Below are 15,636 nucleotides of genomic sequence, written 5' to 3'. Positions count from 1 at the left end.
TTCACTTACTAATACTTAATACATATTTTTTGTAATAGTTTTGTTAGATAATACGGATTATCCGGTGAATTTTCTCTTGATGCCATCCATAACTTATGCTCATACGGGTCAACTGCAATAATAGCAACGTGACCAGTTGCAGGTTTATCAACAAAGGCATATAATTTCCCAGTTGCATTCACTGCTTCCATTGTAGTAAGAACTCCTTTTGGTTGCCGCGGTGCAAGAAAAAAAGACAAACCCAATGCATCTATTCCTGGTCGTGGCGTAAGGTTTTTATTACCTAAGCCATTATTTCTAAAAATAAGGCGATCATCACCAGATGGGTTCATCTCATCTACTTTAACTTGATCCATTGCTATTACTGATGTAATCCCTGCCGCTTGAATTAATCCCTTTAAAATAGAACCTCCAACTGAATTTGGATATGGTGCCGCCACTTCATTTTTTTGAACTTGAAAAACCTGAATATTCTGAGCTTTCTTTATTGCTTCCTCTTTCTCATTATTATAAATTTTCATAAGTTGAGTTATTGATTTTCCTGGATTTGAATTCTTAATATTATCAGGGATATAGATACTACTTGTACTTGTACATCCGCCACTATGAGCATATCTGCCGTTACCAGATTCACAATAGTTTCCACTAGGATCTGTATATAATAAAGGATTATTTTGGACATACGTATATAAATTTTGACTCAGTGGGTTTGTAATCTGCCCATCATAAGTATCCTCCGTTATAAACCTTCCTATTGAAGGATCATAATATCTAGCCTTAAGATAGATTAACCCCGATTCATCATCTAGTAACTCACCTGAATATTTATACGGGTTGTCAAAGAACCTTAATTGATTACTATCTTCATTAGTTAGATTTCCCCAAATATCATAGTAATAACTTTTAAGGGTTGCCTTGCTCCCATCTGCATCAATAATTTTTACAATATCACCATGAGCATTATAAAAGTAATATCCAGCTCTTGAATTAACATAATCTTTTCTAAATAACAATTTACTTCCTTGAATATTTCTCGCTTTTGATTTCCCACTAGCATCAAGCTCATCAATAACTTTCCCATTCACATAAACATATCTAGTGAAGACTCCATTAACTGTTTTAGTTGCCCTCAATCCATCTGGATAATATGTGTAAGTAGCACTATCGTTACTATCACTATAAGCCTTTAATAAATTCAGACTATTATACGTATATTGTTTTGATTCCATTAAGAGATCAATTTCTTCTGAATCCTTTGAAGTTGCCCTATCCCCATTTGCATTATATGTGTAATTTTTGTTTGCAGAAGGAACAGGATTTTCATCCATTATTCGATTAAGAGCATCGTATTTATATCCCGCAATAACACCATTTCCATCAATTTTATCAATGTTTCCAAACCCATCATATGAATAAGTTTCATTGAAATTTGTTGTTGAGCTATCGTTTATACGATTGCTGAAAACTTCACCAAAGGCGTCAGTTACAGTTAATTGCTCAAGTGATCCTGGAAATGTGGTTCTAATGGAATTAAAATCGGATGAAGTAACATTTACATTAGTTACTGTTCCCATATCAGGATATGAGACTGTATTTATTCTATTCAAATTATCAAATTCGTAAGATACTTTTTTCCCATCAGGATAAGCAATTGTATTCATCCTATCAAAGCTATCATAACCTAAAGTATAACTAACTCCCGATACAGACTGTACATCTAGTCTTTTCCACTGGTCATAATGATATGTTATTTTATTATTCTCACTATTCCATGATTTTGTAATACCTCTAGTAGTAGAATCGTATTCAAACTGTTCCCAATACACCTCAGTTCCATTTTTAGTTATTGATTCACGCTCTTTTTGATTATCATGAGTATATGAGTAATTGTGTATTTGTCCTACTCTATCAGTAGCCTTATTCAAATTCCCATTTACTCCATACTCATATGTTTCTTTTTGATTACTGTTGTTCTTTTCAGATAGTTTCCAACCTATTTCATTGTATGAATTGTATTTTTGAAGGATATTGTTTCTATAAATTTCAATGACTTGTCCTAAACTATTATGTGTATACCTCGTTTCTTCTCCTTTAGCATTCATTATATAGATTAAATTGCCTTCACCATCATATCGGTATTTGGTTATATGGGTATTTCCATCTTTATCCTCAATTTTTTCAGATGAAATTTTCCCAGTAGGTGTATAAGTATAACTTTTAATTCTTAGCTTCAATCCATTTGGTGTTTTTTCAACTAATTTTGTTAAGCGACTATTAAAATCATAATATGAGGTTTCTTTTTTTCCATCACTAAATGTCTTTTCAATTGTATCCTGAGATATAGCTACATTATCCGAGCGCTCAACAACATTTGAATATAAATAAGTTGTAGTTTCTCCAATTGCATTTGTTTCTTTAACCACACGTCCATTAGTATCATATACAAATTCTACTTTTTTATTAGAGTCTCCGTAAGGCATTGTTTTTGTAACCATTACACCATCAGGTACTTCATTTGTATTAATAGTCCGTGTTACACCATTAATAGTCCGTTGTTGTTTTGTAAGTGTCCCAAAAGGTGTATAGAATTCATCATCAATTTCTCCATCTGGCATAATGGTTGAAATCTGGCGTGTACTGTTATTATAAATGTATTTCTTTTCTGTTAAAATACCAGTTCCATTATTAACTTGTCTTAAAATCAATCTATTCAAAACATCAAATGTATCAATAAAACTACTACCATCAGGATATGTAGTTTTTTTCAATTTACCGTCAAGATAATATTCATACCCTAAAGTTAAATCTTGAGCACTTGCTCTTTCTTTCAGTTTTACCTTTGTTGTCTCATATTTCACATTTCCTTTGTCAGTATAAACAAAATTAATTTCTGTATCATTATTTCCCAAACCAAATTGTTCACCCCTCATATTGGTTTTGATTTTAGTTGGTGCTTTATGGATAGCATCATATTGAGTGTATTCAGTAGTCTTCAGATCGCTCTTCATCACATTAGAAGGATTCTTGTAACTATATGTCTCAACTGTAATCCAAAGTTGATTTCGATTGTTAATATTAAAATCTGTATCTGGATAATAACTATTTTCTTTGGTTGTCTGAATATCTCCACCTTGCTCAGTATAAACTGATTTACTGAGTTTATGATTTGGCCCATTGTATTGCATAACCGCCATGTTACCCAAGTTATCACTTTGTGTTAAAATATTCCCCCAATCGTCATAGGTATATAGAGATGGAATTTTTTCTGAAATCGAAGTTATAGAATCGGGATTCATTAAACTATTAATATCATCTATTGAATTATTCGCTACAAATGTAGACTTTTTCTTAGGTTGAATTTGACCCGTATCATATTCGTATTGAGTATAAACATTATTATAAACTTTATAATAGTTATTTGATTGATCTTTTATCTTATAACCATATTGATACAATTCATTTCCATTTGGTGCGTTGCTTATCATGCTATAATCCATCAAAAATCTTGAACTATTTAAGTAATAATGTAAAGACGATACTTCTTTTTTTCCATCTGCAGCTGTTACTTTCTTAAGTATAGTTTGTTTATCACCGAAACGTGATGAATTCCTTAAACGAGCGATATCTTGTTTATTACTTTTCCAAAATTCATCCACTTGCCACCCATGATCATTGTGTACATTGGAATAGTAATTAGAAATAATAATCGGTTTTGAATCCTCAGTGTAAATATAATCCAATGACTGAACTGGATGATAAGATACGTATTCTAATGCATATTTATCTTGGTATAATCTTGCTACTTGACCTTGGTTCATTAATGATGTGGAATTTCTCCATGCCGAGTCATAATTCGCATATGAAAATCTAGCTGTCAGGCCATTATAATACTGAATGTCCTTTAGAAGTAAATATGGAACTTCTCCGGAAGTAAGAATATTATTTTTTTGAATACTATTTGCTTCAAAATAAGTATTATCAGACCAGCCATAGCAATTATAAAAGTTATTATAACTAATATTTAATAATTCACCTGCCGAATTCGAATAGAATCCATTTAAAGGTGTATAAACATTAAAATTAAAATCAGCCAACTTCGTGGAGTCTACCCCATAGTAAGTATATTCTTCCATTTTCACTACAGCATTAGTTGTATAGTCATATACAGAATTTAAATTCCAATAAACAACATCTTCAGTCACATTTTGATATCCACTTGTTGTCCATTTCCTAAATGTAATAGTAGCCTTCTCTTGAGTTGTACTATACATTATTTTTTTTACTCTTACAGATCCATCATCCAATAATAGGCCTGAAATTACATTATTCGAATCCCTAAGTATCGTAATAATTCTTTGATACGAATCAGTAATAACAATATTATAATTATTCGTAGTTGCATCTGTATTGAAAACGTAGGTAACCTGGTCGCCAGTTGCATTGCTTTTACTGACAATATTACCCTGATCATTAAACTTGTATTTTATTTCATTGTTTAATTTAAGAATAAAGTAGTATTTAGAAACTCCATTTTCAGTATATGGCTCCTTACTAAGAACTACATTTTTATAAGGATAATTAAAGATCGTTAAATCATGAAATTCATAGGAATCTCCGCTTTCTAATGTGAAAACAGTTTTTTCATATGGCGTGATCATTTCTTTATAGGAATACCCATCTTGATAGCAAGGTTGTGGAGTATTGATATAGCAGGATGAACTTTCATGAGTGTTTACAACTTCCGCCTTTATTTCCGATTTTTCCATAACAGGAATATTTAAATTCCATCCTGCTGCTATATATGCAACACGATCACCCTTTTCTAGAGGAACAGCCTCATTGCCGCCATTTTGCTCATAGAATTTACTTGAAGTGCTAACTCCTATTTCTAACTTAGGCTTCAATAATTTACTATTTAAAGAATTGTAAGTTCTTTTCAAAACAATATCTAGATCCGATTTCCCTTTAATTTCAAGATCCACAACACTTCTATTTGCTGTCCGATACACGGAATCAACAAGATCATCCGTATTAACTTTGTAATTATATACGTTTTTAGATTCAGTGATAGTATACTTCTGATTAGTTGGGCTGCTAGCAAAGGTATTAGTAGCAGCATTTTTCTTGCTTTTCAAGGTATTGGCTGCCTGGCTCTGTTTTGACAGTTGTTCATGAACCTCACTTTTGTATATTTTCTCATCCGCAAGTGTAAGCATCGGTTTATGTTCATTTAAATATTTGGTAGGATTCTTATAATAATCTAAAAAATCCTCAGCCATTGGTACATATTGATACAATTTTGTTCTAGAGGTTTCATTTAGAGAAAGTAGGAGATTCACAGCTTCTTTTTCATCCCAATTAGAAGCTTCAAGTTTCTCAGTGTTGGTTAGATATTGAGAGAATTCTGGATAAAAATAAGCTGTTATTTGTTTCATTTCACTTGAAAATTCATCGAGGAATGCTTTAGTCCGATCACTCGGTTGTACAGAAGGCTTTAAGAACTCTTTATTTCTCCTCAAGACTTTATCAAATATTGATTCAGAACCAAATTCATCTCCTATTAACTCTTCCTCAATTGGAGTCTCAAGATCCTCACTTTTTATATTTATGTTTTCTGAAGATGCTAAAGGCGTTTCTTCCACCGCTGGAGACCCTTCATTATAATCAGACTCAGCAAATACATTCTGAACAGTTTGTAAATTATTAAAACTAGACATTGTGATTAGCATTATTAATATTAAGGATATTATTTTTTTCACTATTATCACCTCAGTTAAATATTCAATCAAAATTTATCAACTTTTATATCAAGCTACTGTATTAACTTAGTAATCGCAGAAAGTAAATTTCCATTACCATCGTATACATAGTCGCGCCGATAATTAATATTCCCTTTATGAATAATAATTGCCGATAAACGATTATCGGAATCATAAATATATTCATTATTATGACTAGTATCAAACTTGATAACGTTTACTGGAAGACTTGAATAAGAATTCATTGATCCATTACCTAATTGACCAACCTCATTATTTCCCCATGTTATAACCGCATTTTCTGTAAGCGCTATACTATGTGATTCCCCTGCATCTATTTTCAATACATTAGACGCTTTCACTTTGGTAGGAGCAAGTTTTCTTTCAGTCGTGCCATCTCCAAGTTGGCCCTTGTTATTTCCTCCCCAACTCCAAACAGTCCCATCTGACTTTAATGCTAAAGAATAATTTCCACCACCGCTAATAGCGATTATATCTTTTAGTAGACCTACCCCATTTTCCCCTCTTACTTGGACAGGAAAACGACGTTCTATTGTAGAACCATCACCGAGTTGCCCATTATCATTCTGCCCCCAGCTCCATACGGTCCCATCATCTTTTAATACCAAGTTAAAATTATCTCCTGAACTAATTGCTTTAATATTTGTCATTGGAGGAGCATTATTCGGTCTCATTAGTATTAAACGTGGAATATTACTACCTACGAGGGTTCCATTCCCTAGTTGACCGTGATTATTGCCCCCCCAAACATATACATTTCCATTTGAAGAAAGTGCAATAGAATGTGTCTCACCAACATCTGAAGCTATGATATTCGTAAGAGGAATCCCATTTACTCCTTCGATTTGTTCAGGAATTGTAATTAACTCTGAACTATCCCCTCCTACTTGCCCATATTGATTATCTCCCCATCCCCATAATGATCCGTTCGATTTAACAGCAAGAGTATGATAGAATCTACTGCTAATATTATTTACATTTGATAATCCATAAATGGAAGTTGGAAAGACAGTAAAATCAGTCTGATCTCTAGCAGGACCCAAACCCAAAAACCCCCAATAATTGAATCCAAAAGCCGTCACTGTACCGTCAGTTTTCAAAGCATATGTGCTATAAGTACCACCAGTGATGCCTTTATTCATCGCAACCACATCGGTGCCAGCTAACTGTATTGGTTTATTACTAGATGGAGTTATAAAGTCTCCCAACTGTCCCATATCATTACTTCCCCATAACCATAAATCTCCATTTGCACCTATAAAACCACTCTTATCTATACCAGCATATATTTCCCCACCAACTTGTGCACTTTGAGTTAAAAATGGAACTAATCCATTAGTACTTTCACTTAAAAAAATAGATTTCATTAAATGCTTACCATGAGTAGAATTAATCACACTAAAATCATCATATGTGGATTCAACTACCGTTAAATTTTGATATGTAGAGTTTATTACAGAGTCTTGTTGATGACTCTCGTCACTAACAACTTTAAATTTAAGTATGTAATTGTCTTTCAATTTTTCTCCATTTATATTTGAAAGGGAGTACGGAGGTATATACAAAATATATTCTTTGGCGTTTTCCAAAGCAATTTGCGGGGTTATTATTAATTGATGACCTTCGATCGATTTCGTTATATCTATCGACTTGTTACTATTAATATCCACTAAATTAATCAAATTAAAGAATTGACCTTCGCTAATACCCTGATCAAATTCCACATTCAACGGAGAATCTTCTGATAAATCAATTGTTTGTTCTTCTGGAATCAATTTTAATCCAACAAATGACTCTTCTGATTTATTTATACTATCAGCATTCACATAAGATATAAGGCTATAAGATGCAATTAAAAGAAATAAGGCAAGCAAAAGTGCATTATATTTCTTCATATTTTTTCTCTCCTATCAAATAAATTCGCTCTCACGAAAATGTACAACTGATAAAATCAATTGTACAGTATTATTTAACAACTGATTCTATTTTGCCGCGGTATAAATATAGGAGAATTATCGATGGTGATACAACATCAGTAACCACTAATAGTACATGTCAACAGCAGCACCTCTGAAGCTAACAACGAAACATTTTCCGTATTTATGAATCTTTGAAATCCATTAAGAATGAACATAATTGATTCAATATCACTCTAATAAAATAAACAGTAAAGCACCAAAAAAAAATTTGGACATGACAAAAAACACCTCCCCCATCCTCGTGGGATCTCTGAATTTATTTATGGCAGGTATTCTGACTTCGCAGTTTATTAGGAATTACACCATCAACTGTTTTTAAAGTTAACAATGTAATTCTTAAGTGCGTTCACAGTGGCGGGACCGCGTTGGAATTTCACCAACATTCCCCTTTTAAGTCACATGGAAAGTTCTATGTGATCACCATAAATATTTATTTGAATAATATACCATGAAAAGAAAAATGTTCATATCAATATTTCTAATGACTTTTTTAACATTATTTTCACATGAGATTTTGCATAATTCATATTTTGTTACAGCGTTATGATCAGTCCGCAGCGAAATATCAGTGTTGTGTGAGCTGAGCAATAAATGGGCAGACGGGCAATTAAATTTCTGAATATGCTTTTTTTATGTTCATTTAGCCCAACTACTTGAATTAACAAAAAAAGCAACCCCCTTGTTGGCAAGTCGCTTTTAACAAAATCTATTGTGAATCTTTAGTTATTTCTAAGACCCTACCGCTTAGCCTTATAAAACTCATGATAAAGCTTCATAAGCGCCCTTTTCTCTATCCTCGAAACATAACTCCGCGAGATCCCCAACTCCTTAGCAATTTCCCGCTGTGTCCGCTCTTCTCCACCTGTATCCAATCCAAACCGCCCCACGACAACTTCTTTTTCCCGGTCATCCAGAATATCAAGGTTACGATAAATCTTACTCTTTTCGATCTTCAGATCTACTTCTTTAATGACATCATCAGCCTCGGAGCCAAGGATATCGATCAAAGTAATTTCATTACCTTCCTTGTCTGTCCCAATCGGATCGTGCAGAGATACATCTTTACGAGTCTTCTTCAAGGATCTTAGGTGCATCAGAATTTCGTTTTCAATACAACGTGCTGCAAATGTGGCTAGTTTGGTTCCTTTGTTTGGACGATAACTCTCAATAGCTTTAATCAGGCCGATGGTCCCGATGGAGATCAGATCCTCCATGTCTTCTCCGGTGTTATCGAATTTCTTCACTATATGGGCAACGAGCCGCAAATTATGCTCAATCAACAAATTGCGGGCCTTGGCATCTCCCTCAGCCATCATCCCTAAGTATCGGCTTTCCTCCTGCTCCGAGAGCGGTTGTGGAAATGCATTATTCCTTACGTATGATACCAGCAGCGTCAGTTCTTTGATCAGCAACGCAATCGTGCTTAAGAATCCAGGCAACTTGGCGACACCTCCCGCACTTGTACAATGAAACCGATCTGTTTGCCTTACGGGTTCATGGTCATCCTTATTGTATGTGGGCGTGCGCCTAGAAGTGCCTGTACGGGGGAAATTGTACAACCACAGAAATTTATTTTTCATACGAGAAATCAGTCATACTCTACTCAATTACTTGTCTTTTTAACACAATGTTGTTAGCGGTAATTCTCACTCTCTTCTGATAATAAATTCCGCTTCACTAGACGTAAGAACCTTTATGATGTCCTTATCAAAAGTAACCTTCAAAATAGACTCAGGTAATTGTTCTATAATACCGCCGCAAGAATCTCCCGACGGATCACCGTATACAGCCGAAGCCAGCCAATGGATTCCAGGCTCAAGGAAAGTCGTCAGTGTAGGCAAAACAGTCCGGGGATGAAGCAGGTTTGTGTTGGCATTAGGCCAAATTAGCTCAGCCTTTTCGTAGCCGATCAAACCCTTGACTCCGCTTGTTCCCCATGCTGTAGATACTGCCGCGGTTGTAAGGCCGATCTGCTGTTCCACCCCCGCTTCCTGACCAAGCGCGAAGCCGCCCTCTGCGGCGTCCAACGGTCGTCCGGTCTCGATCCGGTGTATCCGAATATGCCAGGGCAGCCCAGCAACGATCCAGGTCCGAACCTCCACATTAGTCCATGGCTTCCAGACGGAGTGCAGCACATTGTCCACAATTTTTGACTCCATATTCCGCCGTCTGACCCGATACAAGTTGTCCCCGCTCTCACTTAGAGCGAGCATGGAATCAAATGCCCCTTGAGACAATCCCCATTCGGAGCGGGGTACGCTGAACCCGAAGCCTGTTGAGTATACGAATTTCTCATACTTGGCAGACGTGTGGGTATGCTCATTCGTATATAGATGACCACTGTTGAAGGCAGCCACATGGCCGGAAGCAGGTTCGCGGACAATGACAAGATGCGCAGGTTTCTGGACTATAACTGCAGGAATATCCGGCAGCGGCAGTTCCTCTTCTTTCCAGAATGGATGCTCCGCGCTGAGAGCCAATGGCAGGAATGTCTTTAACGCCCAGTAGGGCGAACCGGGAGCGTTATAATTCTCCGCCATGACCAAGTTGGGGTAGGTATAACCAATCGTCAGAACGCCTCCGGCATCAAAGATCGGTTGGCTGAACCACCAGCGCAAATTGCGCAGTACTAATCCTTTGACCACACCTACAGGGAATACTTCAACGCCTGCATAGACGAGGGCGCTCCAGAAAGCAGACTGGGCAAAGCGGTAGGTTAAGCTCCTTCCATAAGGAAGGGCAGATCCGTCCGGAGCGAACCAGCCCAAGAATTCGGTGGCAAAAAGCCGGGCCCGTTCTTTGAACACCTGTGAACGTTCCGGGTCCTCCTGTTCCATCAGCTTCGCGTACAGTAACGCATAGTAATGGATGGCAAAAGGAACATAATAATCGCTATGCCCGTTAATTCCATCACTGTACCAGCCATCACCCAGATAAAAATCATCCATTCGCTTCAGATTGTTCTCCAGCTGCTCCGCGTCGTAGGGGCGGCCGATTCTGCGGAATCCAACATTAACCAGCACGTTGAAGAACAGCCAGTTGCAGTCATAGCAAGGATGGGAATTAATCTGATTCAGCCAACTGTACAATAGCTCCTGTTCCTTCTGGGTAAGTGGTGACCAGATCTGTCCAGGAATGGCGGCTAAGGCGAAACCGAAGACCGCCATCTCTACCAGACGCTGGTCATAATCTTGAACTTCACCCCAGTATTCTTCATGGGCAGGATCCGTGCCGTGGCGTATGCCATCCAGCACAGTATCCCAAAGCCCGCTTTCTCCGCCTCCCATGAGCAGGGGCACTAAGCCCCACAATACCCGGGAGAAACCTTCCATTTCTGCAGTTGCTGCTGGATAGCTCGCTCCTGTTCCGCCGATTGCCAGCCGTGCGCCGCCTCTGCTGTAGAGCGGCCGAAGCGGATCTGTAAGCTGTTCAAGAGCAGAGACCAGATCCTCCCGGGTCTTCAGCGGATTAATAGCTATAGTAGTAGAAGCCTTCATGGTCTGCATCATATCCCCCCTATTCCCAGTAGAACGGTCCGGCTTCTTTTAGCCGGGCTAGCGCTTCGACATAGAAGAAATCACCATAGATAAGCGGAACATCTATATTTCGATTCTCAGGATAGTTACTCGTACCATGAAGCAGCAATCCTTCTTCTTCTGCATTGTCCCAAGTTCCATAATTCCGATAAAGGGATTCAGTAATTCTTATAGCCCCGTTCCGATACACATGAGCCTCCGAGTCGTCCACCTGGCTAGCCAGCAGGAGCAAGCCACTCGCTGCACAGGAACCTGCAGAGCTATCCCGAATCTCCCCAACTTCACCGGGAGCACGGAAATCCCAATGTGGAACGTGATCTTCGGGCAGACGGGTCAAGAAGAAATGCGCGACCTGCTTGGATGCATTGAGGTAACTCTGCTTGCCCGTATGATGATAGGCCAATGACAGTCCGTAGAGCGCCCAGGCTGCCCCGCGCGACCAAGCCGACTCGGGCGCATAACCTTGCCCGCCAAGCTTTTCAACCACTTCGCCCGATTCCGGGTTAAATTTGACGATGTGATAAACCGAACCATCCGGCCGGATGAAATGCTCCAGCACCGTATCCATATGCGCCTCAGCGATATGCCGATAACGTGGATCCCCTGTTACTTCGGAAGCCCAAAAAAGCAGGCTGGTATTCATGCAGCAATCGATAATGGCTACCCCGCTGTTATCCTCGCCTTCACTCCATGGATTCCAGGCCCGGATGTAGCGTCCTTTCAGATTGAAGCGGGCCGCCAGATAGTTGGCTGCCTTCAACGCCCGGACTCGTGATGCTTCTCTGCCCGTGAGCTTATAGTTCGCAACACTGGTCAACAGCCACATAAAGCCTAGATCATGGTCCAGCTTCACATAACCATCCAGCACCTCGTCAAGCCGTTCCTCACACTGCTCAGCAACCGCTTTCAAATCCTCATCACCACTCTCAGCATAGAGCTGCCAGAGCATTCCCGGCCAAAAGCCGGCTGTCCACCAGTTTGGTGCTTCAAGCACGTATTTGCCGCCTTGACTGGCATGGGGGAATTCTGCACCGATTCTCCGACTGTTCGTTCTAGTCTTCTCCAAGGCTTTGCCCCAAGCCTCGTCTACCCAAGCTTGCTTTACTAATCTACTCATCTAAATCCCGCCTTTATTCGAATTAGCCTCTACCCTCTGATAGAGGACTTTTTATAAGCTCAGGCCCATCTTTTATAGAAATTGAAAAGTGAATACCAGTTTGCCCACCGCGCCAAGCTGAAGCACATGGAAGTCCAGACTATACCAGAGCTTCTCCATACCAAAATGATCCCGGTACACATGCACAGTAATCTCCGGCTCAACTTTCAGTGAATCGTAAGTCACTTCAACGCCGCGAGCCGTAGTCCCCGGCAGCAGCAAGGTACCCGGATGAAGGAGCTTCGGCTCACGCCAGGTGACAAACCGCTCCGTCCAGCTCGCCGGAATTCCCGCATACCGGTAAGTGTCTGTAAGCTCCAGCCGAGGACATTCCTCTTTATGCCAGACGAACGAACGGATTAAGGACTGTAGTCCTGTTACCTGATACGCCTGTGTCAGATCCAGTGTCAGCTCATCATTCTCCTCCGCCGATGCATGCAGCACTGTGGAGCTGAACGCCCGACCGGCCAGCTGATACTGGCCATCAATGATCGGCAGCGAATGACCCTGCGATCCATTGCAGTCATACTGGTAACGGCCAGCCCCAAAATAATCAGCAGTATACTCTCCGCTTCCAAGATCGGATGCGTAGATCTCTCCCCGGCCGCTCAGAATGAAATGTCCCAGATCATTATGGTTATGCGGTTCAGCATTGTGCCCGCCCTTGGCGGCGAATCCGAATGAACCCGCCTCCGACACATGACGCGAGACAAGCCAAGCGGCATCAGGGAGATAATAGCTGGCGGCTCGCCAAGCTTCGTCCTCCTTGCCAGCCCTGGTCCAGATCAGATTGCGGAAAGCCGGTGCAAAGCGGCTGCAATGATCTTCAGTGTAAGGAGCGCGCAAAGCGGATGGGGGGCGTTCGACATCCGTACAGACTTCCGCCAGATAATGGGACAATCCCATATGTACTAGCACCTGAGGCACTGAATCAGAGAAATTGGCTACATGACTTCCGTCAATGAAACATTTTTGTTGGAAGCGCGCGATTCGCGCTACCTTCTCTTGGTTGAACCAGTCCAGTCTGCCTGCGCTTCTGGAACAGAGGAGATCGCTATAATAAGTGAAATAACCAAACCCATAATTCCAGTACCCAAGGCCTTCCAGACAGGCACCGTCCTCACCGAACCCTTCCAGGTAATACAACATGGCGCGCTCTGTCCTCAGCAGAATATCCGAAAGCATGGCTGGGTCCTCCACAGACAGCAAGGCAGCAGCCCCGATTGATCCCGCACAGACCGCTGCCCAATTATGCCGCGCTGTCTCCCAATCATAAGGACCATTTTCAAGAAATGGACGAAACAGTCTCCGCTCTACTTCATGGTGGATTCGGGATCTCAGAAGCTGCGAAAGTCGTTCCCCGAGCAAAAGTAAAACTTCACTTAAAGTAAATCCGGTCTCGGAAGAAAACAGATCAATATACCGGTTGATATCAGCTGCATTATGATCCGCTGGGAGGTGGGCCGGAAGACACCAGGTGTACTCATCGCAAATAGCCCAGAGGATGTCCTCCAGCTTCTCCAGTACTTCCGGATGATCCGGCTCCAGCAAAGCCAGAAATACATAAGTATTCAGCCTTCTTCTCCGTTCAAAATAGACCCGTTCATATTCCAGCCTCGAACCCGTACGCGAATAAGTGGAAAATAACGTATACGACAGTTCAGGTATAGACTGCCCGTCCAGTCTTACCGCCTCCGCGCGGATCTCGCTGATATCTGCCTGTAGTACTCCCGATGATAACGCCCGTTTCCAAAAAGCCGCCGCCTCCCCCTTTGGATAATACAAGCTCAGATCGACTGGCTTCATTTTATGCACTATTTCCAAAAGCATCTGTTTATTCATGCCTTTTTTCCTCCTTATAGGTCAGTCAGATCCGCGAAGCATCTTATTCTTCACTAATATGGCTGAATACTTTTTATTCCAAGGCATGATCTCTCATAACATCCTCACCGGCTGCAATTTTTAGTGAAGTCCATTTCATCTCTTCCCCTGACCAGAAAGGATCAGAAGGGAGCAGCCCCAGCGGGAGGAATACGGAGGCGCATAAATAAAGACTGCCTGTATTGATATAGCTCTCCGCAAGCTCCGGCTGATAACCGTATACCCCCGGACGTAGCCATCCGGACTCATCAAGCGTACCCGGATATTCCATAATTCGCGTAATCACAGCTGTCAAAGCGCAGCGTACCTGTGCAGGGGGCAATGCTTCCTCCAAAAAATGCTGCAGCGCCGCCTGCGACAGCAGTTGAAACGCCCCAAAACGGTAAACGATCGAACGCCCGATAAAGGGATAGGTTCCATCCGGTGCAATGACCCGTTCGAGAACAGTAGCGTATCGCTGTGCCCGTTGCTGAATCAGCGGTTTCAATGCGGAATATTGCTCCGACTCCTGTTCAAAAAGTGCTACCACATCCACCAGCATCGGCTGAATAACAAAGCTGTTGTAATAATCCCAGTGAAAGTCCTTGCCATCCCCGTAAACTCCGTCGCCCTTATACCAATCCATGAACATATGGACCGCATAGCCAACGCGCATCCGGTCATATTCAGGATCGCCAAGTATATACAAAGCGGCTTCCACCATTGCGCTGAACAGCAGCCAGTTGCTGCCGCTTGGCGCTGTCCGGCGTGTCTGCTTCAGCGCTGTTATTACATTGCCTTTGACCCGCGCACTCAGCTTGCCGGCAAGCTGCTTTGGTGCACGCACCAGCGCATGTGCCAGGAATGCCGCATCAACCAGCGGTTGGCCTTCAGCCTTGAATTCCATATAGTCAGGTGAATTCGGATCAACAGCGGCATCAATGGCTTCCAGCATTAGCCCGGCATAACGCGCTCTAAGCTGTTCTTCCTCACCCTCAAGTCCCTCTAGCTCAAGCCAAGGGGCCATTCCACATGCCAATCTAGCAAAAGCCTCCAAATGGGCAAACTGGCTCCGGTCACTATGAAACTTTGTAGGCAACTGTTCCTTTAATTTCCGCTCAGCCAAAGCATTCAGCACAGGCCCCCCGATCAGCAGCATTGTATCCAGCCAGTATTTACGCTGTTCCTTCCCATTCATGCACAATTCCACCCTTTCAATTGCATCTAATCAGCTACAGCTACTTCTCTTGCCTAACGCCTGAATCTTGTTATATTGCGTAATCTTCTACTATAGTTTAGTGTTGTATTATTGCAATGTCTTTGCG

At 40.9% G+C, this 15,636-nt stretch carries 7 protein-coding genes and 1 riboswitch; all 7 genes read right to left on the bottom strand.

Annotated elements, in window-relative coordinates; genetic code table 11:
- Window positions 1-8 precede the first annotated feature (8 nt).
- Window positions 9-5,759: an RHS repeat-associated core domain-containing protein gene (locus tag NST40_RS06850; protein WP_076276601.1), complete on the bottom strand. Its 5,751-nt coding sequence runs from the start codon at window positions 5,757-5,759 to the stop codon at window positions 9-11.
- A gap of 53 nt (window positions 5,760-5,812) precedes the next feature.
- On the bottom strand, window positions 5,813-7,675 hold the full coding sequence (locus tag NST40_RS06845; RefSeq protein ID WP_076220111.1) for an Ig-like domain-containing protein: 1,863 nt from the start codon (window positions 7,673-7,675) through the stop codon (window positions 5,813-5,815).
- 330 nt (window positions 7,676-8,005) lie between these two features.
- Window positions 8,006-8,199, bottom strand: a riboswitch (cobalamin riboswitch).
- Window positions 8,200-8,496: 297 nt separating this feature from the next.
- Window positions 8,497-9,198, bottom strand: a complete 702-nt coding sequence (gene sigK, locus NST40_RS06840; RefSeq protein WP_036675850.1) for an RNA polymerase sporulation sigma factor SigK — start codon at window positions 9,196-9,198, stop codon at window positions 8,497-8,499.
- A 207-nt stretch (window positions 9,199-9,405) separates the two neighbouring features.
- Window positions 9,406-11,256, bottom strand: a complete 1,851-nt coding sequence (locus tag NST40_RS06835) for a DUF2264 domain-containing protein (RefSeq protein ID WP_081387474.1) — start codon at window positions 11,254-11,256, stop codon at window positions 9,406-9,408.
- 19 nt (window positions 11,257-11,275) lie between these two features.
- A complete protein-coding gene (locus tag NST40_RS06830; RefSeq protein ID WP_076276645.1) occupies window positions 11,276-12,412 on the bottom strand; it encodes a glycoside hydrolase family 88 protein in 1,137 nt (378 codons plus the stop codon).
- 72 nt (window positions 12,413-12,484) lie between these two features.
- Complete coding sequence (locus NST40_RS06825; protein WP_076276646.1) at window positions 12,485-14,293, bottom strand: heparinase II/III family protein; 1,809 nt, start codon at window positions 14,291-14,293, stop codon at window positions 12,485-12,487.
- Between the two features lie 73 nt (window positions 14,294-14,366).
- On the bottom strand, window positions 14,367-15,509 hold the full coding sequence (locus tag NST40_RS06820) for a DUF2264 domain-containing protein (RefSeq protein ID WP_076276647.1): 1,143 nt from the start codon (window positions 15,507-15,509) through the stop codon (window positions 14,367-14,369).
- Window positions 15,510-15,636 lie beyond the last annotated feature (127 nt).

The sequence above is a fragment of the Paenibacillus sp. FSL R10-2778 genome, assembly GCF_038593035.1.
Classification (GTDB): domain Bacteria; phylum Bacillota; class Bacilli; order Paenibacillales; family Paenibacillaceae; genus Paenibacillus_AQ; species Paenibacillus_AQ odorifer.
This window is presented reverse-complemented; position numbering and strand designations above follow the sequence as displayed.